Raw genomic sequence first — 23,329 nt, forward strand, 5'->3', positions numbered from 1 at the left:
ATGGGGCGCCAATTCGGTGGCTTCACCCGGCGGCTTGGGGCGGATGGCCGACAGGCGTTCTGATGACACCCTTTCGCTTCTTTTACGCATTCACGGCGCGACCATGTCGGTATGGGCTGGCCTCGACCGTCCTGCGGTCGACACGTCTCTGAAGTACCGTGCATGCACCCGTGCACGTGACGTGATGTCATCACCTCGAGCCGCCAAAATGAACCTGGAGCAATGCCCATGAGGATCGCCGTCGAGACCAACGTAGCAGCGCCCATCGATCAGGTCTGGCGTGCCTATACGACGCCTGCCGACATCGTGAAGTGGAACGCCGCGTCCGACGACTGGCATACGACGAGGGCTACGGTCGAGCTGCGTGACGGCGGCGCGTTCTCGTCGCGTATGGAAGCCAAGGACGGCAGCATGGGTTTCGACTTCGCCGGCACTTACACGAAGATCGTTGAACACAAGCGGATCGAATACGCGTTCGGCGATCGAAAGGCCGAAGTCGAGTTCGTGCCGGGCCCAAAGGGCGTTGTCGTCCGCGTCGTCTTCGACAGCGAGCCGACGCACTCGGTCGAGCAGCAGCAAGGCGGTTGGCAGGCGATTCTCGACAGCTTCGCGCGATATGTGGAGGCAAAACAGACTAAGTCGTGACGTCGTGCAGGCAGGAGAAACGCATCTCTCCGGGCATCGAACCAAACTATGCCGGCGAACTCGTCCGCGAAGGCGTCGAAAAGGACTTGCCCTGTATCTTCACCGACCTGGAATTCGAGCCGTTGGTCGAAGCGCGCTTCGCCGCAGTCAAGCAAGGCTTTGATCACAACCGCGGGCGCCCCCCGAAACGTTGAGGGTGCCGCCCGGATTCAAAACGGTTGCGTAGTGGACCGCCGATGTCGCAGTCGGAATGAGCGATCGGCCACCAGCGGTCATGCGCCTACTTGCCGCGGTGAGAGCCTCGACAGTCGGAGGAAGGAGTCATCAGGTCACTTCGCGTAACCCTGTGATCGGAGCCACGCGATCCGACGCTCACCATTCATCCAATCGTCAATTTCGGCCTTGCTCGTGAAGCCCGTGATTTCTCGGGGTTCTGCGCCCGGGTACTCGGCGATAATCGCCCAGTCGCCCTCTGCCTTACGAATTGGTTTGAAGCTCACTTTTACTTTTGCCATGCCCTACCTATGCAGGAAAGTGCGCTAAAAGGGAACCTCTCCAAGCACCCGAGGTCGCCTCCGCAATCACTCACCGGTTCGCGCGGCCCTTAGCTACGGAACAAATGCACCAACCATAAGAAGGAGCCGTCGGCTTCTACTTGAAGTCTCGCGGCTGCTGATGTAAGGTGTCGAGCATCGATACTGGCCGAACAACTGTTCCGCTTTCGCCTCAGATCCTGACGGCGCGCACGTTTCAGACATTCTCCAAAATCGACTAACCGGAACGCTGGCCGCACGTCCGCGCGCCAGCTGTCCTGCGCGCATACGAAAGGAAGACCCGATGAATACGGGAACAGTGAAGTGGTTTAACAGCCAAAAGGGCTTCGGCTTTATCCAGCCGGCAAACGGCAGCACCGACGTTTTTGTTCATATCAGTGCGGTCGAACGCGCCGGCATGGGCACCCTGAACGAGGGACAGACGGTGTCTTATGACGTCGTCGCAGACCGTCGTACGGGCAAGTCCGCTGCCGATAATCTTCGTGCTGCTTAATTAAGAGCACGACAGACCTGTCGCTCTCGCCACGGATGTACTGGCAGAGCTTGTGGTCCCGCCCCGCTCCTGAGTCTTCAGGGCGGGGTTTTTGCGTCACCCCCTGCAAGCGACTGTAAAGTACGCTTCTCGTGGCTTCTCGTCACTGTCGGCCCTGTGGTTGCCCTGCTGGTAAGCCAACAGATTGAACCGGTGAAACGAGCGAGGCTTCTCGGTCTCTGACCTCACGGCCATCGAATTTCGAAGTGGCTTGTTTTGTGTTTCGGGCGCATAGACAGGGATGCTCGAATCTCATCACCGATCCTGTCGGTGCGGCGCCGTCTATGGCCGAAGCGAGGCAATAGCCCCGGTCGGCAGATCGCCAGCTGCGAATGCTCGGTTTGCGGCGCGCCCCTGGAATCGTGGAACAGTGCTTACGAGCCAGGTCGGGAGCCGACAGCATGCGTTACGTCACTCCACGCTTCACGCGAGAGCAGCCGCAAACATCGAGGTAACACATGTCGTATGCCTATAAGCTGAATGAAGACGTTCGCCATCAACCCCAGGGGCCGCAAGGACGTGCCACCACCGAACCGCCAATGATTTATACCATCATTCAACACATGCCCATCGAGTCCGATGGACGCGTGAGATATCGCATCAGGGCCAAGTCCGAGAAGATCGAGCGAGTCGTTACGGAAGATCAGCTTTCGTATTTTCAATGATCGACCGGCCGAGACCGGCAGCAGATGCGCGCGACGAGAACCTCGTGACGACGTCTCCCTACGCCCAGAACGCGAGGGCACTCGTTCTGGTTGAAAATTACAAGATTGCCGGATGAACAAGCACGGGCTCTAAGCCCTTCTCATCAACCTGAGCGAAGCCGCCAGCCGCAGGCTACGCTTGCCGGCGAGCGCGATGCCTTCGAGCTCGCCGCTGTCTTCGTTGCAGGTTCCGGAGAAGCCGATCCCGACCTCATAGCCGCCGAACACGGGATTCTCGCCCTTCGCAGGCGTGTGCTCCTGGTTGAGCATCTCGCCCTTCCAGCGGCCGTCCGCCGAGGAATAGGAGCCGAGATAGTAGAAGAACGCATCCCCGCCGAGGATGCGGCCGTCGATCAGCAGCATCACGCCGGAGAGTCCGGCATCGACGCCGTCGAGCGCGCGCAGGCTCATTCCGTAGAACCCGTTGGCGATGCCGCCCTGCCCGATCGTGCCGCGGGGCGGCAACGCCCCGTCATCGAGCCGCGTGAGATTGGCCCAGAAGTGGGCGCCCGGCATGGTGTTCGCACCGCCCTGCAGACGGATCTCGTTGCCAACCAGCCGGCCGCGCGCCTCGATCGAGGCGACGTCCGCCCCCATCAGCGGCTTGTAGTTGGGATCGTGGTTATGCCGCTCGGTGATGACTTCGGCGATGATCTCGCCGTCGCGCTCGACATAGGTGCCGAGATGCGCAAAGCCCGAATTGCCGCCTAGCATCTTGCCGTCATGCAGGCACATGATGCTGCGGCCGAGCGCATCGTTGACGCCGTATTCAACCTTGTAGAGTCCGTCCAGCAACGTAACCAGCCCACAACATCGGAAAAGAATGCAGGCTACCTAGCATTGCCGCCGCATCTCGGCCACCCGGCTTTTCCGCGCAGGGCCTTGCGAAACCGCGGCGGCCCGATGCCATCATCTTCCTGTTTTGCCCGACAGGCCAAAGCGGAATTCTTTGTCCGATAGGTCAAAGTGGACTTCGCAAAATCCGTAGCTCGCAATTCCGCTGCGATTTCAAGGACCTTCTACTGTGCATGGGGTTGTTTTCGAGATTTTTGCTTTGGCGGGCCTTCATCGCGCGTCAGTGCCGCTTGAAATACTGCACCTCGCGCTCGTGCTTTTCGGCAGCCGCTCGGCTCCTGAAGGTCCCGAGGTTACGACGCTTGCCGGTCTTCGGATTCACCTTGCGTGAATAGAGGCGGTATTCGCCCGACGCCAGTTTGCGGATCATGATCGCGCTCCGTTTTGTCTTGAAGTCAACGGGTGCGCGCGATTGAGGTTCCGCCGCATACGGCTCTGCTCAGAAGCACAGCGTGGTGACGAGCTTGCCCTGCTTGTCCTTGATCGCATAGGGGCAGCGCAGCCGCTCCAGCGCTGCCTTGGCGTCTGCGTCGCCGAGCGCGGCGGCGCGCTCGTAATAGGCCTTCGCGGCGTCCTTGTCCTTCGGCCCGCCGCGGCCGCCTTCCGCGAAGGCCCCCATCCGCTCCAGCGCGCCGGGATGGTTTTGCGCCGCCGCCTTCTCGAACAGCGCACGCGCCGCGACGTCGTCCTTCGCACCGCCCGAACCTTCGGAGAGCATCAGGCCAAGCTGGTACTGCGCCTCCGCATTGGTCTCGGCGGCCTTGCCGAGCAGCGCGCGCGCCTGCGCGGGATCGGCCGGCGTGGCGCCACCCGCACCGCCGAGCGCGGCGAGGTTGCTGACGCCGCGGGGGTTGCCTGATTGCGCCGCCTTCTCGAACAGCTTTCGCGCCTGAGCCTCGTCCTTGGCGATGCCGGAGCCGGTGCCATAGGCAACGCCGAGCTCGACCATGGCCGCACTCGATCCCTTGTCGGCCGCCTTGCGCCAGGCGGCGATCGCCTCCGCGGTCTGCCGGTTGGCGGCATAGGCGCGGCCGAGCGCGAACATCGCGCGGCGCGACGATGCTGCGGCCTGCTTGCAGAACCTGATCGCGGTGGCGACGTCGGCGGCTGCGATCTCGGCCACGCCCCTCACGTCCGCCGGCTTGTCGGGATCGCTGGGATCGGCCGCGACCCGGTCGCACAAGACGAGATCGGCCGATTGCGCGCGCGCCGCCAGGGGCGCGGCAAGCACGAGAACGATGGCAAGGAACAAATCCGCATGGTCGTCACGTTGCGTCCTCGCTCCGGCAAATTCAAGGCTCGAGTCCCGATTGACGCAGGACCGGTACGACCTCGGGCGATGCCAGATAGCGCAGCAGGCGGTCCGCGGCGTCGGCATGCCTCGCGCCTGCCATGCGGCCGGCAGAGAACACCGCCGGTGTCTGCAGCGCGTGCGGGATGGGACCGACCACCTCGATGCCGCCGACCTGCTTCAGCTCGCTGATCTGCTGCACGGCGAGGTCGGCCTCGCCGCAGACGAGACGCTCGGCCGTAAAACCCTGCTCGACGACGGTGGCCCTGGCGTTGATCTCGGCTGCGATCCCCATCCGCGCGATCAGCCGGGCGAAGTAGACGCCGCTGGCGCCCAGCCGCGAATAGGCAACGGACCGCGCTGCGAGCAGCGTCCCGCGCAGCGCCGCTTCGCTTCCGATATCGGGATGCGCCTGCCCTGCCCGCACCGCAATGCCGACATAGGAGCGCGCCAGGTCGGCCGCGCTTTCGGCGAGCACGCGGCCTTCCGCGATCATCTCGTCCAGCCCCTCGCGCGTGAGGATCACGAGATCGGCGGCCTCGCCCTCACGCAACCGCTTCAGCAAGGCGAGCGTCGGCGCAAAGTCGGCGTCGATGCGGACGCCGGTTGCGGCTTCGTACCCGGACGACAGGCTGCGCATCGCCCCCATCAGGCCGAGCGTCGAGAGCATGCGAAGGTTTTCCATGAGTTATTCCCGTCACGATCAGGCGCGATGCATCAGCTTGAGCGAAGCGGTCAGGCGCAGGCTGCGCTTGCCGGCAAGCGCGGTCGCCTCCAGCACCGCCTGCTCTGAATCGTACGTGCCGGCAAAGCCGATGCCGACCTCGTGGCCACCGAAGATCGGGTCATCCTTGGCCGGCGTGTGCTCCTGGTTGAGAAGCTGGCCCTTCCAGCGCCCGTTCGCGGCGGTGTAGCTGCCGAGATAATAGAACGACCCATCGCCGCCGAGGATGCGGCCCTGGTTGAGCAGCATCACGCCGGTGAGGCCGCCGTCGAGACCATCGAGCATCCGCAGATGGATGGAGTAGAGGCCGTCGGCGATGCCGGCTTCGCCGACGCCACCGGCGATCGGCACCTCGTCTTCCGTGATCGGCGTCATCACCGACTGGAAGGGAATGCCCGGCAGCTCCTTCAGCTCGCCCTTGAAGCGATAGAGGTCGCCATCCGCCCAGCCCTCGGCGAGCAAGGTGGCATCATCGGTGCCCGCCATGGCGCGGTAGTTCGGATCGGGGTTGTGGCGGACGGTGTTGATCACGACGTCGACGCCGCTGGCGGTCTTCTCGTAGGTGCCGATATGGGCGAAGGCCGAATTGCCGCCAAGCATCTTGCCGTTGCCGGCATGCATCACGCTCCGGCCGACGGCGTCGCCGAGCTGAAATTTCACCTTGTAGAAGCCTTCAAACACCAGCCGTCCCCGGCCCTGCGCGCATCCTGCGGGCACTCTATCGCGCTTTGGGCTGAGATGGACAGGCTTCACGCGACGCAGCCCTGCTGCGTCACGGGAATGGCCCTCATCAGGATGCTAAAAAATCCGCCGGAGCCTTTCAGCTCCGGCGGATTGAAAGCCAACCCGGGCCAGCCCCCCAGCCCGGGCCGGGAGGATCTTAGGCCGCGGCCTTCTTGTCGGCCGGCACGGACGCGATCGTCTTCAGGATCTGCGAAGCGATCTGGTATGGGTCGCCCTGCGAGTTCGGACGGCGGTCTTCCAGATAGCCCTTGTAGCCGTTGTTGACGAAGGAGTGCGGCACGCGGATCGAAGCACCGCGGTCGGCAATGCCGTAGCTGAACTTGTTCCACGGCGCGGTCTCGTGCTTGCCGGTCAGACGCTTGTCGTTGTCCGGGCCGTAGACGGCGATGTGGTCCATCAGGTTCTTGTCGAAGGCGGCCATCAGGGCCTCGAAGTACTCCTTGCCGCCGACCGTGCGCATGTACTCGGTCGAGAAGTTGGCGTGCATGCCGGAGCCGTTCCAGTCGGTGTCGCCGAGCGGCTTGCAGTGGAATTCGATGTCGATGCCGTACTTCTCGGTGAGGCGCAGCATCAAATAGCGGGCCATCCACATTTCGTCAGCGGCTTTCTTGGAGCCCTTGCCGAAGATCTGGAATTCCCACTGGCCCTTCGCGACTTCCGCGTTGATGCCTTCATGGTTGATGCCGGCGGCCAGGCAGAGGTCGAGATGCTCTTCGACGATCTTGCGGGCGACGTCGCCGACGTTCGAGAAGCCGACGCCGGTGTAGTACGGGCCCTGCGGCGCCGGGTAGCCAGCGGTCGGGAAGCCGAGCGGACGGCCGTCCTTGTAGAAGAAGTATTCCTGCTCGAAGCCGAACCACGCGCCGGAGTCGTCGAGAATGGTGGCGCGCTTGTTGGAGGCGTGCGGGGTCTTGCCATCGGGCATCATGACTTCGCACATCACGAGCACGCCGTTGGTGCGCGCGGCGTCCGGGAAGACGGCGACCGGCTTCAGCACGCAATCGGAGCTGTGGCCTTCGGCCTGCTGGGTGGAGGAGCCATCGAAGCCCCAGAGCGGAAGCTGCTCGAGCGTCGGGAACGACGCGAATTCCTTGATCTGAGTTTTGCCGCGCAGGTTCGGAGTCGGCGTATATCCGTCGAGCCAGATGTACTCGAGCTTATACTTGGTCATTGAGCCTCTCTGTAGATGATGCGAAAGGTTGGGGGCCCGGAGGCCACCGAACGTTTTGTACCCGGCCATCATCGGCCGGCTATTTACAAGCATTTTACGTGCCAAAAGGCCGCAGTGCTGAAGGTCTCCACCGGCAACCGAGGTCTCCCCGTCGCGAGGAGATGTCCCCGGTAATATGCGTCATAGCCGCGCACCTTCGCGTGAAGCTGCATCGCAAAAACCCACGGAAATCGCCCGATTCTGAAGCAGCCAAGCTGGCGTGGAGGTTGCCGATGAAACGCGCATCAACGTCCAGCAATTTTCGCAAAGTCTTCAGCCCCGGCCCAGCAACCTTTGGAATGGCTCAGGCGTTAGTCATCGACAGGCTGCCTTGGAGGATGCAGAGCTCCATCTGCCCACAAATTGGGCGGCAACTGATTTCCTTTTCAGCACTTTCCAATTCGGGAGGCGCGGCCGATATGGGGAGTCCGGTAACCACAATCGAACGAGTCGGGCGCACCATGGGAGGCTATGGCGCTTCGACCAAGGAGAATCTCGATGATGAACAATGGTCTGAGTCAGGGATCGGCAACGATCTACCAGTTTCCGGTCGGGGGCCGCGCTGCTCTCGCCCGAGGCCGCTATGGCGAGACCCGCCTTGCTGCCGATCATGCTTCGCTTCCCGCGAACGTCTCGATCTGCAGCGACAGCTGGTACCATCAGGACGCGGTCGACGAAGCCAAGCCGAAATGGGATCGCTGATGCCTATTGCTGGTTTGAGACCGCCGCGCCCTCGCAGGTGCCCGGCGGCAGTTTGAAAAGGGGTCGAAACAACGAGGTTTCGGCCCTTTTTGATTCCAGCTCGTCCTCGCAGCTAGATCCCGGGCTTTTCGATCACCGCGCAAGCGTGACCGGCCGCCTCAGGTGCTTCACCGTGGTGGGTCCGGCCTTGGGAATCTTCAGAGTCACCCCTGCCCCCGAATAGCGTGCGCCCGAAACCGACAGCCGCTTTGCAAGCGTGACCGGCTCACCGTCGATCTGGAGGAACGCGCGCTTGTCGTCGTCATAAAACCCAGCGATGAACTGCGTACCATCGGCGCAGCGATAGGTCCGGAACGTCTGCGCTTCAGTCTGCGGCGCACCGGTCAATCCAGCCGCCAGCATGGTGATCCCCAAAAGAATGGCCTTGTGCCGGCCCATGATCGCCCCCTGTAATGCTTTCAAGGATGCCCCCTAGTGCGTCCAATGGAACTATAACCATAGCCGATCCCATGTCAGATTCCCCTGCTCGTCACCTCGCCCTGCAAGGCGCCAGCAATTTTCGCGATCTCGGCGGTTACCCGACCACCGACGGCCGCACCACGCGCTGGCGGCACATCTTCCGCTCCAACCATCTCGGCCTGCTCACCGCTGATGATGTCGAGATCGTTCGCGCGCTCGGCGTGCGAAGCGCTTTCGATTTCCGTGGGGTTGAGGAGCGCGCGGCCGGCGTCTGCGTTGTCAGCGAGATCACGGTGCATTCGCTGCCGATCGAGCCGAGCGTCGTGGCTGCGCTGCGGAGCGAACTCGCGAGGGGAACACTGACTGCACCGGTCGCGCTGGAGCTCATGCGCGAATCCTATCGCAACTACGTTCGCCACAACACGAACAGCTTTCGCAACCTGTTCGGCCATCTCCTGGAAGATCGCGCGCCGCTGGTGATCCATTGCACGGCGGGCAAGGACCGCACCGGCTTTGCCAGTGCGCTGATCCTGCATGCGCTCGGCGTCGCCGATGAAATCATTGCCGAGGACTACCTGCTCACCAACCGGCATTACAAGCGCGATGCGACGGCTGCCACCGACCTGCCGGAGGACGTACTCAATGCCATCGGCAGCGTCGAGGCCTCGTATCTTGCTGCGGCTTTCGAGGCCATCGGCAGCGAATATGGCGATCTCGAAACCTATCTGCGCGACGGACTCAAGCTCGGCGCGACCGAACGGACCGCGCTGAAAGAGCGCTATCTGGAATCATAGGCGGCCGTGCCAGGAGAACAATGATGCAAGACAAGGTCCTGATCGTGACAGGCGCGCTCGGTGCGCTCGGCAAGGTCGTCGCGGAGGTCGCGCAGTCACGCGGCGCGCGCATTGCCGGCATCGATCACGCGCCTTCACAGAGCTCCGCGACGCCTGATAGCATCGAGATCGGCGGCGTCGATCTCTCCGATGCGGCGCAGGCGAAGACGGCGGTCGAGATGGCGGCAAAGCATTTCGGCCGCCTCGACGCACTCGTCAACATCGCCGGCGGCTTCGCCTTCGAGACCATCGGCGACGGCGACATCAAGACCTGGCAGCGCATGTACGCGCTGAACGTCCTGACCGCGCTCAACACCTCGCGCGCGGCGCTGCCGCATCTGGCCGCATCCAGGGCCGGCCGCATCGTCAATATCGGCGCCATGGGCGCCCTTCAGGCCGGCTCCGGCATGGGCCCCTACGCTGCGTCGAAGGCAGGTGTGCATCGCCTCACTGAAGCGCTCGCGAGTGAGTGGAAGGGCAAGGTCACCGTCAACGCCGTGTTGCCGTCGATCATCGACACCACAGCCAACCGCGCCGACATGCCGAAGGCGGACTTCTCCAAATGGGTGACGCCACAGGAACTCGCCGAGGTGATCCTGTTCCTCGCCAGCGAGGCCGCCAGCGGCATTACCGGCGCGCTGATTCCGGTCAGCGGGCGGGTGTAATCGCAGTCTGATTGTCCGTGCTGGGCGCCAGCTCGGATTCAATAGGGGCCGGGAAGGCTCTAAACTGCCCGCAACTGATTCGCTGATCGGATCCCCTTTGGAAACCGCGCTCTACCTGCCCGTCAAACGCTTCCTCGAAGAGCTCGGCTTCACGGTCAAGGGCGAGATCGGCGGCTGCGATCTCGTCGGCCTCAGCGCCGGCGATCCACCTGTGGTGGTGATCGGCGAGCTCAAGCTCGCCTTCAATCTCGAACTGATCCTCCAGGCGGTCGACCGCGCGCCGGCCGGCGACGAGGTCTGGATCGCGGCAAAGATGTCGATCCGGGGCAAGGGGCGCGAGAGCGACGCGCGCTATCGCAACCTGTGCCGCCGCCTCGGCTTTGGCATGCTCGGCGTCACCGACCGCGGTCAGGTCGAGGTGCTGGTGAAGCCTCCGACCGCAGCGCCACGCCGCGAGCCGAAGGTGCGCTCGCGCCTCGTCGCCGAACACCAGCGCCGCCAGGGCGATCCCGTGCTCGGCGGCAGCACCCGCGCGCCGATCATGACGGCCTATCGGCAGCAGGCTCTGGCCTGCGCCTCGGCGCTCGCCGACGGGCCGCGGCCCGTGCGCGAGTTGCGCGGGCGCTGCCCTGACGCCGGCAAGATCTTGCTTAACAATGTGTATGGCTGGTTCGAACGGGCCGACCGGGGAATCTACGGGCTCACCGAAGCCGGGCATGCCGCCCTGAAGCGCTGGCCGCAACAACGGATTGAGATCGAGGCCGGTGTCACGTCACCGCCCTGACACCCGACCGGTGCATAGCTGAGATGCCACACCAAATTCATATTGCAATGCAACATTCCCGGCACTAGGTATCCCGGCATCAAACGAGGCCGTTATGAGCGCAGACTGGAATACCAAATATGGCACGCGGCGCGTCCGCCATGATCCGCCGACCCTGGACGAGGCGATCTTCGCCGCTATCGGCATCACCGACGATCAGGGACAGCAGGCCGAGATCGCCGCAGCCTTGATGGGGATGCCGCTCGATGTCGTGCAGGCCGAGGTGAAGAAGCAGGCGCGTACCAACAGCCGCATCACCGCGACGCGCGTGATCGCCGGCGAACAGGGCGCACAGCGCTCCGTCGTGGTCGAACGCCGCGTCGTCCGCCGTTTCGGCAACGACAAGCGCACCGGCACCTGAGCGCTTCATTCTTTGTTTCAAGGAAAAAGCGGACCGGTTAGCCGGTCCGCTTTTTTGATTCAGGCCCGCTGATGTCAGGCCGCGCGATTGCCGTACATGCTGGAGATCAGCTTCCAGCAGGTCGAGTTGAAGCTGATAAGAGCGCGTCCCGCCTTGAACGGCGCTGCGGCAAGCTCCGCAAGCTCGTCTTCAGGCGTCTTCGCAAGATCAATCGTACCGGTGGACTCGCCATGGCGGAAAGCGAGATGCGCGCCGAATTTCCTGGCGAGCGCGCGCATGGCGTGATTCTCCGCGCCTGTGGTGATGCGCAGAGTCTTGTAGCCCTTCCAGCGCGCTTCGGCGATCAAGCGACTGAACAGCACGGTGCCGACGTTCTGGCGGCGCGCGGAGGCCTCGACACTGAAGGCGACTTCGGGGAGCGAGGCGCCTTCCGGCGGGTGCAGCTCGGCCGCACCGCGGACCACGCCGTCGACGATATAGGCGACGATCACGGTGCCGTCCTCGGCGCAGCGGGCGGCGTAACGCTCGATGAAGCTGTCGTCGAGAAAGCCGTTGAAACGGTCGTGCCGGCTTTCGGCATCGAGCCTCAGCAAATGATCGCGCAAGAGCGGCAATTCTTCGTGCTGGATCAGGGTCCGCACATAGCCAGGAGCGGTGCGGACGGTTTCTTCAAGTACCACGTCAAAACTCCTCTTGGTGTCCCTCGAGGAGGCGTTCGAATCCCTAGACCTCCTATATTGTGCATCGCAACATCTTTTGCAAGACGAGGACCTGCCCAAGTTAAAGGCATTGCAAACGACTAATTCGTTAATAGAATCAAAGACCCGTAGTCTTACAGGACCAGCTGAGTCTGGGTGACCACGGCAACCAGCTTGCCATCCTCAGTTTCCAACCGGGTGGTCCAGACCTGGGTCCGCCGACCACGATGGACCGGGGTCGCGGTGGCAACGACCGTGGTTCCCTCCTTGGCCCCACCGATGAAATTGGTCTTGCTCTCCAGCGTGGTCGTGCCCTTGGCGTCCTCGGGCAGGTTGATCACGGTCGCCGCCGCCCCGACGGAATCGGCCAGCGCCATCACCGCCCCGCCATGGATGGTGTGGTGGAGCGTACAGAGATCAGGCCGGACCATCATGCGCGCCACCACGCGGTCCTTCCCGGCCTCGATGAACTCGACGCCCTTGAGCTCGGCGAACGGCATCTTCATCGCTTTAAGCTTTTCGAGCGGCGTCATCGAAAGTCCTCCCAATTGATTGTTGTCCCAGCGTGAATTGCTTCGTGCGGCAAAGCAATGACGTCAGAGGTAATGGGCGGGCTGACATGGGGGCGCAGGGCAAATACTCTCGTATCCCGGACGCGCGGCAACGCCCCAGCGTTGCTGCGCAGAGCCGGGACCCATCTCGCGACGGAGCACGATGCGGCATGAGCCCCGGCTCTGCAGCGCATCACGCCCCAAGTGCGGCGCGCCGCGCTGCGTCCGGGGCGCGGCTTCGTTCACGTCACCGCGTTCACCACCTGATATTCCGGCCGTCGCCAGACCTCGCCCGCGATCACCTCCTCGATGATCTCGGCCGCACGGATAATCTCGCTCTCGCCAATGTACAGCGGCGTGATCCCGAACCGCATGATGTCGGGCGCGCGGAAGTCGCCGATGAGTCCGCGGGCGATCAGCGCCTGCATGGCGGCGTAGCCGCCGTCGAAGGCGAAGGAGACCTGCGAGCCGCGGCGCTCACGTGCGCGCGGGGTGACGAGCTTCAAAGTCGAGCAGCGCCGCGCCACCTCGGCGATCAGCAAATCACCGAGCGCCAACGAACGCGCACGGACCTCTGCCATATCGACGCGGTCCCATATGTCGAGCGAGGCCTCCAGCGCCGCCATCGCCAGCACCGGCGGTGTGCCGACGCGCATGCGTTCGACGCCGCCCGCAGCCGCATAGCCCAGCTCGAACGCAAATGGTTTTGCATGCCCCATCCACCCCGACAGCGCGGCGCGTGCGCTGTCGGCGTGGCGCGGCGCGACGTAGAGGAAAGCGGGCGCACCCGGGCCGGCGTTGAGATATTTGTAGGTGCAGCCCGCCGCGAAATCCGCGCCGCACCCGGCAAGATCGACCGGCAGCGCGCCGGCGGAGTGCGCGAGATCCCAGACCGTGACGATGCCGAGCGCATGAGCCTTTGCCGTGAGCTTCGCCATGTCGTGACGGCGGCCTGTTCGGTAGTCGATCTCGGTGACGTAAAGCACCGCGACCTCCTCCGACAGGGCGGCCTCGATCTCCTCCGGCGCCACCAGGCGCAATTGATGGCCGCACCCGAGCGTCGCGATCAGGCCTTCGGCCATGTAGAGGTCGGTCGGGAAGTTGCCGGTGTCCGACAGGACGATCTTGCGGGACGCGTTCATGTCGAGCGCGGCGGCGAGCGCCTGATAGACCTTGAGCGACAGCGTGTCTCCAACCATCACCGAGCCGGCTTCGGCGCCGATCAGCCGCGCGATGCGATCGCCGACATGGCGTGGCTGGGCATACCATCCTGCACTGTTCCAGGCGCGGATCAGCTCGTTACCCCATTCAGTCGTGATGACGCGGTTGACGCGCTCGGCAACGCCGAGCGGCAACGCGCCGAGCGAGTTGCCGTCGAGATAGATCACGCCATCAGGCAGATGGAACAGCGCTTTGGTGTCGTCATAGACGCGATATCTGGTCATGGATATTTCTTGGGCATTTCTACAGAATGGTGCGGACGCGCCAGAGTTCGGGGAACAGCTCGACCTCCAGCATGCGCTTGAGATAGCTGACGCCACCGGTGCCGCCGGTGCCGCGCTTGAAGCCGATGACGCGCTCGACCGTCGTCACGTGGTTGAAGCGCCAGCGACGAAAATAGTCCTCGAAGTCGACCAGTTTTTCGGCGAGCTCGTAGAGCATCCAATGCGTCTCCGGCGCCTCGTAGACGATCCGCCAGGCCTGCAGCACACCCTCGTTGAAGCTGTGGGTCTCGCGAACATCGCGCGCCAGCACCGCGGCCGGCATCTTCAGCCCGTTGCGGTCGGCGAGCCTGAGCACCTCGTCGTAGAGGCTCGGCGTCGCCAGTTCTGCCTCGAGCAGCTTCGTCGTCTCCGCATCGTGCGCATGCGGCTTGAGCATGGCGTGGTTGCGGTTGCCGAGCAGGAATTCGATCAGCCGGTACTGGCGCGACTGAAAACCGGAGGACTGTCCTAGCTGCGAACGGAAACGCGTGTACTCGCTCGGCGTCATCGTGCGAAGAACGTCCCAGGCGTTGTTGAGCTGCTCGAAGATCCGCGACATCCGCGCCAGCATCTTCATCGCAGGCTGCACCTCATCTTTGGAGATGGCGCGGCGTGCGGCGCTGAGCTCGTGGATGGCGAGCCGCATCCACAGCTCCGTGGTCTGATGCTGGATGATGAACAGCATCTCGTCATGCGCTTCCGACAGGGGGTGCTGCGCGCCCAAAATCGCATCCAGCGCAAGGTAGTCGCCGTAGGACATCCGCCTTGCGAAATCGGTCTCGGCGCCTTCGCTGCTGGGATCGTAATCGCTGGACGTCATGGGCAGGCCCTTTCGATCAATCTTCCCCGGCCCGGCTTTGCTCAGTCGAGGCCGATCAGGCGCGCGGTGATCGGCGACGACGGATCCTTCAGCCCGTCGATCACGGTAAAATGGTTCAGGCCGGGATCGACGACGAGGCGCGTCGGCACGTCGAGGCCGGTCCAGACATTGGCCATCAGGTCGGACTGGCGGATGAATTCCGGCCGCTCGCTGCCGCCGACCCAGGCGGTGACGGGCGAATGCCCGCGCGGCAGATGCAACGCCGCGCTTTCGAGCGTCGCCTCCTCCATGCTCAGGCCGAGCGTCTCGTTCATCTTAGTCTTCAGCAGCGGACGCAAATCATGCAGGCCGCTGATCGAGAGGGTGCCAGCGACGCGGTTGTAGACGGCCGGCTCCAGCCGGCTGTCGTCACATAGCATGCGCGTGACGAGGTGGCCGCCAGCCGAATGCCCGGCGAGCCGGATCGGCCCGGAGACGAGTGAGGCCGCCTTGGCGATCGCCGCGGCGATCTCGGCCGTAATGTCGGAGATGCGGGCGGCCGGCGTCAGCGTATAGCTCGGCAGCGCCACGCTCCAGCCATGGCGGCGCGCGCCTTCGGCCAGATCAGTCCAAGTCGACTTGTCGAAGCGCATCCAATAGCCGCCATGGACGAAGACGACGAGCCCGTTGCTGTCGCCGTCGGGCAGGATCAGGTCGAGCTTCTGGCGCTCACCTGCGCCGTAGGCAATGTCGGGTCGAAAATTCTTCAGCCCGGCACGATAGGCCGCGGCCCGCTCCGCCCACTGTGCCGGCATCTTGTCCGAGCCCGGGATATGGGCCGAATTGGCGTAGGCATCATCCCAATCGCGCATTGTCACTCCCGGGGGACTCGTCCAGCAACCTGACCAGTCTGCCACCGGCAAAGCCCGCCTCCTAGTCTTTATTTTAAGCTTAAAGGATCGGGATCAGCCCGTGTTTCGTCCAGCGAAGCGGCAAGATATTCCCTGCCCTGAGTAGATCAGGTCGTCGCTTCAAAAATGGGGCCGTAGGGTGGGCAAAGCGGAGCGTGCCCACGCACCTGGTTATGTTGGATGAAAGTCGTGGGCACGGCGCAAGGGCGCCTTTGCCCACCCTACGAGATCTTGCTCGCTACGCCTTCTCCACCCCGCACCATTCCGCAATGAACAGCGCCATCGCCCTGGTCGTCTTCTTCAGCGACTCCAACTCGACGAACTCGTTGAAACCGTGCATCTCGCCGCCGCTGGCGCCGAAGCACAGGCTCGGGATGCCGTGGTTGAGGCCGTAGAAGCGGGTGTCGGTGAGCGCGGTGAAGACGAGATCCTCCGGCATGCCGCCATAGACCTTGCCGAACGCCTTGGCGAACGCGGCCTCCGGCGCGGCGGCATCGGTCAATTCATAGCCTTCCGACAGGAAGCCCGACCATTCGATCTCCGGCGGATTGTTGGCGAGGAAGCGGTGGTTGCGCGCCGCGGCAGCGACGCAGGCCATGATCTCCTTCTGGTGATCGGCGATCGACCAACCTGGCAGCACTGCAATCCGGCAATCGACGTCGCACCAGGCCGGCACGCTGGAGGCCCAGTCGCCGCCCTTGATGATGCCGGGGTTGAAGTTGATGGGATGGTCGAGCGTCTTGAAGTGCTGGTCAGCTTTGGCGCGCTCGTTCCACTCGATCTCGAGCTTCTGCAGCGCCTGAATCAGATGATAGGCAGCCATGATCGCGTTCGCGCCGGAGCCGGCAAAGGCGACATGGGTCGGGTGCCCCTTCACACGCAGGCGAAACCAGATCACGCCGACTTGCGAGCGCACCATCTTGCCGCCGGTCGGCTCCGGAATGAAGCAGGCGTCCGCGCGATAGCCGCGCTGCAGCGTCGAAAGCGCGCCGACGCCGGTGCTCTCCTCCTCGATGACGGACTGGAAGTGGATCCGCGCCGTCGGCTTGAAACCCGCGGCCTTGATCGCATCCAGCGCATAGAGCGCGCCGATGGTCCCCGACTTCATGTCGCAGGCGCCGCGGCCGAACATCTTGCCGTCCTTGACGACGGGCGAGAATGGCGGCGTGTCCCACAATTCCAGGGGGCCTGCGGGCACCACGTCACAGTGCCCTTGCAGGATCAGCGATTTGCCGGCGTTCGTTTGCGGGCGGTAGGTACCCACCACCGAACGCGCCTTGGAGAAGTCATGCTCGATCGGACCGAAGCCGCGCAGATCCTTGAGGTCCTCGACATCGATGTGCCAGTCGTCGACCTCGTAGCCGCGTTCGCGCAGGAGGTCGCCGATCATGTCCTGGCATGGCCCCTCCGCCCCGCGGGTCGAGGGGATCGCGACGAAATCGCGCGTGGTGGCAAGCTGGGCTTCGAAGCCGGCATCGACGGCGTCGAGAATCCTCTGCTGCGTTTCGGCATTCATCAGGCAACTCCAGGCAGTTCATTGGTCCCAAGGAGGCGCAAGCTAGCCGATTTCAGCCGTTCGGGTACTCCACAAAATATGCATCCCGCAATGCATCTTCGAGCAAGCGGCCTTCCGAATAGCCATTGAGCGTCGCGGGCCGGCCGACGCCGTCGGGCAGGCGCGGGCACGGCTCGGGCGCGCCGAGCACGGTGCGAACCGGGATGCGCTCGGCATAGATCGGCAACGCATAGTCCTCGTCGTCGTCGGCAACACCCTTGGCGCGTATCTTGGCAGAGGCTTCCTCGATCTCCATCGCAATGAAGGACGTCGCCTTGATCTCCTGCGTGGTGCTCGCCCGCAGGCTGGCGGTGCGATCCGGGAAGAAGCGGTCGACCATCGCGATCACCGCCCGCTCCTTCTCCTCGGCGTCGGTGACGAGATAGGCGGTGCCGAACGCCATCACCGCGCGATAGTCGGCCGAGTGATTGAAGCCGCAGCGCGCCAGCACGAGGCTGTCGAGATGGGCGACCGTCAGGCACACGCGCTCGCCTGTGGTCTGGTTGCGCAGCATGCGGCTCGCGCTCGAACCGTGCCAATAGAGCTTCGTGCCTTCGCGCCAGAAGAAGGTCGGCGTGCAATAGGGCTGGCCGTCGATCACGTAGGAGACGTGACAGAGCATCGAGGAGTCCAGGATCCGATGGACGGTCTCGTGATCGTAGAAGCCGCGGTCGTGCCGGCGCTTCACCTGGTTGCGCGCCGATGTCGGATAGGAATTCGAAGTCTCGGTCTGGCTCACGGCCGCTCCTGCTCGGATTGGAAGAAATCTGGAAGCAGTTGTAGCGGCGCCTTTGGTCTGCGATAGTTCCAATTCCATGCGAAATATTCCAACCAATTCTCTGCCCTCGGCTACCAAGTCTTCCTTGCCGACCAAGACCGGGCTGCCGCTCGACCTTACCGGCCCGCACGTCACGCCCGCCGCCTCCGCCGCGCACCGGCTCTATCAGGCGCTGTGCGAGATGATCGTCTCCGGCCTGGTCAAGCCTGGCGAGCCGCTGCCGCCGTCGCGCACGCTGGCCACGCAGACCGGCTTCGGGCGCAACGCCGTCGTCATCGCCTATGAGCGCCTGATCGCCGACGGCTTCGCCGAGGCGACCGTCGGCTCCGGAACCTTCGTCGCCGCGCGCATCCCTGCGCGCACGGCCGAACCGAACAAGCCGAAAGTCATTGTGGAAACGCCGGGGCAAGGCGCGTTCGCGCTCGGCTGCACCCACATCGACGAACGCGCCGTGCAACGCTTCCGTGCCTTCGTCGGCCGGCGGATGCGCAACTTCGGGTCTGAGCATCTGCACTATGGCGATCCCCGCGGCAGCCGCGAGCTGCGCGCGGCGATCGCCGATCATCTGTTGTCGGCGCGCGGGCTGCGCTGCGATCCCGATCAGATCATGCTGACCTCAGGCACGTTGCACGCGTTGCGCATCGTGCTGAGCGCGATCCTCAAGGCGGGCGACCAGGTCTGGTGCGAAGACCCCGGTTACCCGGCCGCGCGGAAAACCATCGCGAATTGCGGCTATCGCGCCGTGGGCGTTCCCGTCGATGAGTATGGGATGCGGGTCGCCAAGGGCCGCATCGCCGGGCCGTCCGCGCGCGCGGCCTATGTCACGCCGTCGCATCAGTTTCCGCTGGGCGTGCAGATGTCGATGCCGCGGCGGCTCGAGCTTCTGGACTGGGCGAGGCAGGCCGGCGCTTTCGTGCTGGAGGACGATTACGACAGCGAGTTTCGCTATGACGGCGCGCCGCTGATGTCGCTCGCCGGCATCGACCGCCTCCAGCGCGTGATCTATCTCGGCACCTTTGCCAAGACGCTGTTTCCCGGCCTGCGCATCGGCTATTGCGCCCTGCCCGAACGCCTGATCGCGGACGTGACGGCTGCGCGCGCGGCGCTTGACCGCTTCCCCGGGACGCTGATGGAAGGCGCGGTAGCCGACATGCTCAACTCGGGCGCGTTCGCCGCGAACCTCAAGCGCGTGCGAAAGCTCTATCGCGAAGCGCGTGACGCATTGGCGGAAACGCTGGAGGCTGAGTCCGACGGCGCGCTGTCGGTACCGGTGCCGTCACAAGGCCTGCATCTCGTCGCCCGGTTCGATCGCTCGGTCGACCTTTCCGTGGCCGCGCGGGCCAAGCAGGCGGCCGGCGCGGAAGGCTGGCTATTGGCCGACACCTATTCACGCGCGCGACCTCTGCCCGGCTTCGTGCTGGGATTTTCCGGCCATTCGGTTCCACAGCTCGTCGCCTCCGCCGAACGGCTCGCGCGGGAATCGCGCGCAGCCCTGCGCATCGGGAACAGATCGGCCCGGCAGACCTGACGAAGGTTCACTATCAGAATCGCAAGCCCGTCTTTACACTGCGGTATCAATGCCGGGATCTTTCGCCATGCTTTTCCGCCGTGTTGCTTGCCTCTCGGTCCTGATCTCCGCCGCCCTCGTGACGACGGCGCACGCCGTCACGGTCGGACGCGAACAGGACATCGTCGACCTCAAGCTGGGTCAGCGCGTGCAGGTGGACGACGGAACCTGTCCCGCCGGACAGGTCAAGGAAGTGCGCGGAACGAAGATGACAGAGAAGGGCGTCGCGCGCACCGCCGCCTGCGTGCCGCGCTACGGTCCGAAGACGAGATAGTTACTGCTTCGCCGGGTCGAACATGCACTGAAGGGTCGGCTTGGCGATCTTGGTGAAGGTCGGACCGATCTCGCCCTGCTTCGATGACGGCACCCAGTCGGTCTCGATGGTGGGCACGCCGGTCTCGCTGATGCCGCGCAACAGCGCTTCGCGCAGATCGCGGTCCTCGACGGCGGCTGCGGCATGATCGTGCAGGCAGCCGCAAACTTCCTCGGGATGTTCCCACCGCCCCAGCATCCGCGGCGCACATTGGCGCACGAATTCAGTGCGGGGATCCGGTAACCTTGAGGGCGCGCGCACCTGTGCCTGGGCGGCATTGATCGTCAGAACAGACACGAACACAGCGGCGCAAAATCGAACGATCATGACGGCCTTTATCGGCTGATTTTCTTGGTGTTGATCAGAAGCGCGCGGCAACCACGATCGACTGCGTCGCGGCGGTCGTGATCGGCGAGCCGCTGTACTGGAAGGTGCCGACACCGGGTATACTGCCGTCCGGCGAGCCTGCGAACGAAGAACCGGCAACAACGAAACCAAAGGCAAGGATGAAGCTGAGCGCGCGCATGGTCTTGTCTCCGAGTTCCGGTGGCCGGCGGTGCGCCGTTCGTCGTTGTGAAGCTGATAACCATGGGCGGTTTCGCCCGTGATGCGCCAAAAGCGCAAAACGGTTTCATCTCCGTGAGAATTGTTTCGTCCGGCCCGAGACGACGACACAATTCGCGGAAAAGGCCAATCATTTCAGATGGGTCTCACCGCAGATCAAAATAGCCTGCCATGTTCCGGCTGCTGTGCGCGAACACTCGGGAGGCAGCACCGTCATGCTCCCGCCTCACCTGCTTCACACGCATTTTACGTTTTTCTGCTGAATGGAGCGGCAAACGAAGGCTGTGGTCGAACCGAGGGCGCATCGGCTGCGACCCAAGCCATCGAAGCCAGGACGCCCGGATCACCGGGCGCGTTCACTTGAGGGATGGCCATTATGGTGGCGCAAGATCGCGCAATGACGCGCGAGGCGGAGCAACCGACCGACCGCGAAAATCACCGATCGAATCGCGTCGCGTCAGCCGGCGCGATGTCGCAGCAATCCGGCCGGGGGTTTGAAGCCGCGCCGCAAGCGTTCGTGCGGCTGACCGGCTCGCACCTCGTCAAACCGCAGTCCCGCCGCGCTGAGTGAAGCGCCAACGCGTCACTGCGTGAAGAACTCGCCGCACTTCTGGACGTTTACGTCTGCCGGCCCCCACGGCATGATCGGCACGGTCGAGGTCGAGTTCTTCGGCGAGCCCTCGATAATCCTGTCCGAATAGACCATGTAGACCAGCACGTTGCGCTTGGTGTCGCAGCCGCGCACGATCTGCATCTTCTTGAAGAACAGCGAGCGGCGCCGGCGGAACATGTCATCGCCCTGCTCCATCTTGTTCTTGAACTTGATCGGGCCGATCTGACGGCAGGCCAGCGAGATGTCCGAAACCTCCTCGGCAAGGCCCAGCCAGCCCTTGAAGCCGCCCTTCTCCGGCACGGTGAAATGACAGGCGACGCCCTCGACTTCAGGATCGTCGAGACCATAAGTCGCGAGTTTGTCGTTCGGGCTCATCCATTTGAACACGGTGGAGCGGCGGAAGATCAGATCGGGCTCGTCGGCGGCCGACGCGGACACTGCCGGCACGATCAGGGCCAGAAGGAGGAAAGCAAAGCCTTTCAAGCGGATGCCGGAAAGACCGGGGAAACGAGATGACATGAAGTTCTCCGGTAACAAGTCGCCACAATGTAGGTATGAGACGGCCGCTCAGGAAGACGACGGACCGACGGCGCGGCCGCCGTTTACCGCTCCGTGAGGCTTTTTTGCTACGACTTGGACAAAAGTAGCTGACGGCAGAACCGCCATGCTGGTGAACGCGTATCCCCTTTGCGAGACTAACGTCTGATTTGGATTATGGATTCGAGGATGAACAGCGTGAACGGGTCGAGTTTTTCTGCCAAGCCGGCGCTGCTGTGGCAGGTCGCTATTGTGACGGCGGCGGCTGCGATCGGCGCGACCAGTCAGGCAGACGCAGCATTTTACTATTGGACGGATTATCCCGACGGATCCTATTACACCCGGCAGAACCGGCATCCCGAAATACCGCGCCAGAAGCCGCAGAAGCACGGCGCTGGCGCCAAGAAAGAGGTTGTCGCCGAGAAGGCCGGCAGCAAGCCACAGGGGCCGCTGGTCATCGTCGTCTCGATCGACCGGCAGAAGGTCACGGTCTACGACACCAACGGCGTGTTCGCGGAATCGCCGGTGTCGACGGGCATGAAGGGCCATTCGACGCCGATGGGTGTGTTCAGCGTCATCCAGAAGCACAAATTCCACCACTCCAACATCTATAGTGGCGCGCCGATGCCGTACATGCAGCGGATCACCTGGTCCGGTGTCGCCATGCATGCCGGCGTGCTGCCGGGCTATCCGGCCTCGCATGGCTGCATCCGCATGCCAATGGCGTTCGCGGTGAAGATGTGGAATTGGACCAGGATGGGCGCCCGCGTCATCGTCGCGCCCGGCGAGATGTCACCGCACAGCTTCTCCCATCCCCTGCTCGCCTCCTTGCGCGTGCCGCCACAACCCACCGCCAGCCTCGAGCCGCAGACCAATGTCGGCGACAAGGCCGACAAGGGCGCCGCGCAAACCAAAGCCGCCGAAGCCAAACCGGTCGAAACCAAGCCCGTCCAAACCAAGACCGCCAGCGCCGACAGCCTATTGGAGCTGCGCACCTCCCTCGGTCACACCGTGATGTCGGATGTGACGACGGGCAATGCGGCAGCCCACGAAGAAGCCACCGCGCCGGCCGACAACGCCAGGACGGCCGAAGCATCGGATGCAGCCAAGCCTCCGGCGAATGACGTTGCCAAGCCGGTGAACGCGGACAAGCCTGCCGACAAAGTCGAGGCCGTCAAGAGCGAGCCGGCCAAGACGGACGCTGCGGACTCCGCGAAGACACCCGATGCACCGGCACTTGCGATCGCCGCCTCGCCCGACGCGAAGAAGGACGAGAGCCGTGTTGCCGAACCGGCGCCGGCCGCAAAGCCGGAAGCGCCAAAACGGGCCGGACAGATCGCCGTCTTCATCAGCCGCAAGGATTCCAAGCTCTACGTGCGGCAGAATTTTGCGCCGCTGTTCGAGGTGCCGATCACCATCGCCACGAGCGAGCGGCCGCTCGGCACGCATATCTTCACCGCCGAACTCGACAAATCCGATTCCAATGCGCTGCATTGGTCGGTGGTGTCGCTGCCCGTCTCCGCCCGCTCCGCGGCCCGCGATGACGACGGTCGCCTCACGCGCCGCCAGCGTGGCGTGGCCGTGATCCCCGTCGCCGCCAAACCCGTGGTCACGCCGGACAGCCCGGCCGCGGCCCTCGACCGCATCTCGATCCCCGCCGACACCATGGCGAAGATCAACGAAATGCTGACATCGGGCGGCTCCATCATCATCTCGGACCAGGGCATCAACCAGGGCGAGACCGGCGAAGGCACCGACTTCATCGTCCGCCTGTACTAAAGCGCTTTCGAGCGATGTGGATACCGGTTCGCGTCGAGAAAACGCGTCAACAGCTTACCGTTGCACTGCGCCCGATAA

30 protein-coding genes are annotated in these 23,329 nt (G+C 63.8%); 13 read left to right on the forward strand and 17 right to left on the reverse strand.

The window, feature by feature from the left end:
• The first annotated feature begins 228 nt into the window (after positions 1–228).
• From IVB24_RS23925 to IVB24_RS23940, 4 genes are all read left to right on the forward strand, one after another.
• Positions 229–645: an SRPBCC family protein gene (locus tag IVB24_RS23925; RefSeq protein WP_166474937.1), complete on the forward strand. Its 417-nt coding sequence runs from the start codon at positions 229–231 to the stop codon at positions 643–645.
• Positions 642–839, forward strand: a complete 198-nt coding sequence (locus IVB24_RS23930) for a hypothetical protein (RefSeq protein WP_247769266.1) — start codon at positions 642–644, stop codon at positions 837–839. The genes IVB24_RS23925 and IVB24_RS23930 overlap by 4 nt, the downstream gene beginning before the upstream one ends.
• A 643-nt stretch (positions 840–1,482) precedes the next feature.
• Positions 1,483–1,692 (forward strand): cold-shock protein, encoded by a 210-nt coding sequence (locus IVB24_RS23935; RefSeq protein WP_094974446.1) that lies wholly within the window; start codon positions 1,483–1,485, stop codon positions 1,690–1,692.
• Positions 1,693–2,189: 497 nt separating this feature from the next.
• The gene (locus IVB24_RS23940; protein WP_094896792.1) at positions 2,190–2,396 is read left to right on the forward strand and encodes a hypothetical protein; all 207 of its coding nucleotides are present in this window, start codon (positions 2,190–2,192) and stop codon (positions 2,394–2,396) included.
• A gap of 129 nt (positions 2,397–2,525) precedes the next feature.
• Here IVB24_RS23940 and IVB24_RS23945 read toward each other — a convergent pair whose 3' ends face one another.
• The 6 genes from IVB24_RS23945 to IVB24_RS23970 form a co-directional block, all read right to left on the reverse strand.
• Positions 2,526–3,230 carry a hypothetical protein gene (locus IVB24_RS23945; protein ID WP_094974447.1) on the reverse strand — a complete coding sequence of 235 codons (705 nt, stop codon included), beginning with the start codon at positions 3,228–3,230 and terminating at the stop codon, positions 2,526–2,528.
• 280 nt (positions 3,231–3,510) lie between these two features.
• The gene (locus IVB24_RS23950) at positions 3,511–3,660 is read right to left on the reverse strand and encodes a hypothetical protein (protein ID WP_007591825.1); all 150 of its coding nucleotides are present in this window, start codon (positions 3,658–3,660) and stop codon (positions 3,511–3,513) included.
• A 69-nt stretch (positions 3,661–3,729) separates the two neighbouring features.
• The gene (locus IVB24_RS23955) at positions 3,730–4,542 is read right to left on the reverse strand and encodes a tetratricopeptide repeat protein (protein ID WP_247769267.1); all 813 of its coding nucleotides are present in this window, start codon (positions 4,540–4,542) and stop codon (positions 3,730–3,732) included.
• Between the two features lie 40 nt (positions 4,543–4,582).
• Positions 4,583–5,266, reverse strand: a complete 684-nt coding sequence (locus IVB24_RS23960; protein ID WP_247769268.1) for a substrate-binding domain-containing protein — start codon at positions 5,264–5,266, stop codon at positions 4,583–4,585.
• Positions 5,267–5,284: 18 nt separating this feature from the next.
• The gene (locus IVB24_RS23965; protein WP_247769269.1) at positions 5,285–5,986 is read right to left on the reverse strand and encodes a GrlR family regulatory protein; all 702 of its coding nucleotides are present in this window, start codon (positions 5,984–5,986) and stop codon (positions 5,285–5,287) included.
• A gap of 199 nt (positions 5,987–6,185) precedes the next feature.
• Positions 6,186–7,220, reverse strand: a complete 1,035-nt coding sequence (locus IVB24_RS23970) for a glutamine synthetase beta-grasp domain-containing protein (protein ID WP_094896739.1) — start codon at positions 7,218–7,220, stop codon at positions 6,186–6,188.
• A gap of 537 nt (positions 7,221–7,757) precedes the next feature.
• Here IVB24_RS23970 and IVB24_RS23975 point away from each other — a divergent pair.
• Positions 7,758–7,961 carry a DUF2735 domain-containing protein gene (locus tag IVB24_RS23975; protein WP_094974450.1) on the forward strand — a complete coding sequence of 68 codons (204 nt, stop codon included), beginning with the start codon at positions 7,758–7,760 and terminating at the stop codon, positions 7,959–7,961.
• A 132-nt stretch (positions 7,962–8,093) separates the two neighbouring features.
• Here IVB24_RS23975 and IVB24_RS23980 read toward each other — a convergent pair whose 3' ends face one another.
• Positions 8,094–8,399 (reverse strand): MliC family protein, encoded by a 306-nt coding sequence (locus IVB24_RS23980; RefSeq protein ID WP_247769270.1) that lies wholly within the window; start codon positions 8,397–8,399, stop codon positions 8,094–8,096.
• 71 nt (positions 8,400–8,470) lie between these two features.
• Between IVB24_RS23980 and IVB24_RS23985 the strand changes: the two genes are divergently transcribed.
• From IVB24_RS23985 to IVB24_RS24000, 4 genes are all read left to right on the forward strand, one after another.
• Complete coding sequence (locus tag IVB24_RS23985; protein ID WP_247769271.1) at positions 8,471–9,214, forward strand: tyrosine-protein phosphatase; 744 nt, start codon at positions 8,471–8,473, stop codon at positions 9,212–9,214.
• Positions 9,215–9,237: 23 nt separating this feature from the next.
• On the forward strand, positions 9,238–9,918 hold the full coding sequence (locus IVB24_RS23990; protein WP_247774159.1) for an SDR family oxidoreductase: 681 nt from the start codon (positions 9,238–9,240) through the stop codon (positions 9,916–9,918).
• Positions 9,919–10,015: 97 nt separating this feature from the next.
• Positions 10,016–10,702: a DUF2161 family putative PD-(D/E)XK-type phosphodiesterase gene (locus IVB24_RS23995; RefSeq protein ID WP_247769272.1), complete on the forward strand. Its 687-nt coding sequence runs from the start codon at positions 10,016–10,018 to the stop codon at positions 10,700–10,702.
• 94 nt (positions 10,703–10,796) lie between these two features.
• Positions 10,797–11,102 (forward strand): hypothetical protein, encoded by a 306-nt coding sequence (locus tag IVB24_RS24000; RefSeq protein ID WP_028136768.1) that lies wholly within the window; start codon positions 10,797–10,799, stop codon positions 11,100–11,102.
• 74 nt (positions 11,103–11,176) lie between these two features.
• Here IVB24_RS24000 and IVB24_RS24005 read toward each other — a convergent pair whose 3' ends face one another.
• The 7 genes from IVB24_RS24005 to IVB24_RS24035 all read right to left on the reverse strand — a co-directional run bounded on the left by IVB24_RS24005 (position 11,177) and on the right by IVB24_RS24035 (position 17,839).
• Positions 11,177–11,782, reverse strand: coding sequence for a GNAT family N-acetyltransferase (locus tag IVB24_RS24005; RefSeq protein WP_094974454.1), 606 nt, complete (start codon positions 11,780–11,782; stop codon positions 11,177–11,179).
• Between the two features lie 152 nt (positions 11,783–11,934).
• A complete protein-coding gene (locus tag IVB24_RS24010) occupies positions 11,935–12,333 on the reverse strand; it encodes a PaaI family thioesterase (RefSeq protein WP_247769273.1) in 399 nt (132 codons plus the stop codon).
• 260 nt (positions 12,334–12,593) lie between these two features.
• Complete coding sequence (gene kynU, locus IVB24_RS24015) at positions 12,594–13,796, reverse strand: kynureninase (RefSeq protein ID WP_247769274.1); 1,203 nt, start codon at positions 13,794–13,796, stop codon at positions 12,594–12,596.
• A 19-nt stretch (positions 13,797–13,815) separates the two neighbouring features.
• Positions 13,816–14,655 carry a tryptophan 2,3-dioxygenase gene (gene kynA, locus IVB24_RS24020; protein ID WP_247769275.1) on the reverse strand — a complete coding sequence of 280 codons (840 nt, stop codon included), beginning with the start codon at positions 14,653–14,655 and terminating at the stop codon, positions 13,816–13,818.
• 41 nt (positions 14,656–14,696) lie between these two features.
• Positions 14,697–15,506: an alpha/beta hydrolase gene (locus tag IVB24_RS24025; protein WP_247769276.1), complete on the reverse strand. Its 810-nt coding sequence runs from the start codon at positions 15,504–15,506 to the stop codon at positions 14,697–14,699.
• Positions 15,507–15,783: 277 nt separating this feature from the next.
• Positions 15,784–17,061, reverse strand: coding sequence for an ArgE/DapE family deacylase (locus IVB24_RS24030; protein WP_247769277.1), 1,278 nt, complete (start codon positions 17,059–17,061; stop codon positions 15,784–15,786).
• Positions 17,062–17,113: 52 nt separating this feature from the next.
• A complete protein-coding gene (locus IVB24_RS24035) occupies positions 17,114–17,839 on the reverse strand; it encodes a pyridoxamine 5'-phosphate oxidase family protein (protein WP_247769278.1) in 726 nt (241 codons plus the stop codon).
• Between the two features lie 76 nt (positions 17,840–17,915).
• Between IVB24_RS24035 and IVB24_RS24040 the strand changes: the two genes are divergently transcribed.
• Positions 17,916–19,406, forward strand: coding sequence for a PLP-dependent aminotransferase family protein (locus IVB24_RS24040; protein WP_247769279.1), 1,491 nt, complete (start codon positions 17,916–17,918; stop codon positions 19,404–19,406).
• 67 nt (positions 19,407–19,473) lie between these two features.
• Positions 19,474–19,719 (forward strand): DUF6719 family protein, encoded by a 246-nt coding sequence (locus tag IVB24_RS24045; RefSeq protein ID WP_166469546.1) that lies wholly within the window; start codon positions 19,474–19,476, stop codon positions 19,717–19,719.
• Here IVB24_RS24045 and IVB24_RS24050 read toward each other — a convergent pair whose 3' ends face one another.
• Both IVB24_RS24050 and IVB24_RS24055 read right to left on the reverse strand, forming a co-directional pair.
• Positions 19,720–20,085 (reverse strand): hypothetical protein, encoded by a 366-nt coding sequence (locus IVB24_RS24050; protein WP_247774160.1) that lies wholly within the window; start codon positions 20,083–20,085, stop codon positions 19,720–19,722.
• Positions 20,086–20,119: 34 nt separating this feature from the next.
• Entirely contained in the window at positions 20,120–20,284 is a 165-nt protein-coding gene (locus tag IVB24_RS24055) for a hypothetical protein (protein ID WP_162848647.1), read from the reverse strand.
• 414 nt (positions 20,285–20,698) lie between these two features.
• On the opposite strand from IVB24_RS24055, the gene IVB24_RS24060 reads away from it, so the two are divergent.
• Positions 20,699–20,893 carry a hypothetical protein gene (locus tag IVB24_RS24060; protein ID WP_247769280.1) on the forward strand — a complete coding sequence of 65 codons (195 nt, stop codon included), beginning with the start codon at positions 20,699–20,701 and terminating at the stop codon, positions 20,891–20,893.
• Between the two features lie 12 nt (positions 20,894–20,905).
• On the opposite strand, the gene IVB24_RS24065 is transcribed toward IVB24_RS24060, so the two are convergent.
• Positions 20,906–21,454: a CreA family protein gene (locus IVB24_RS24065; protein WP_247769281.1), complete on the reverse strand. Its 549-nt coding sequence runs from the start codon at positions 21,452–21,454 to the stop codon at positions 20,906–20,908.
• 207 nt (positions 21,455–21,661) lie between these two features.
• Here IVB24_RS24065 and IVB24_RS24070 point away from each other — a divergent pair, with 207 nt between their 5' ends.
• Positions 21,662–23,251 carry a L,D-transpeptidase gene (locus tag IVB24_RS24070; protein ID WP_247769282.1) on the forward strand — a complete coding sequence of 530 codons (1,590 nt, stop codon included), beginning with the start codon at positions 21,662–21,664 and terminating at the stop codon, positions 23,249–23,251.
• Positions 23,252–23,329 lie beyond the last annotated feature (78 nt).

It is taken from the genome of Bradyrhizobium sp. 192 (assembly GCF_023100965.1).
In the GTDB taxonomy this organism is placed as follows: domain Bacteria; phylum Pseudomonadota; class Alphaproteobacteria; order Rhizobiales; family Xanthobacteraceae; genus Bradyrhizobium; species Bradyrhizobium symbiodeficiens.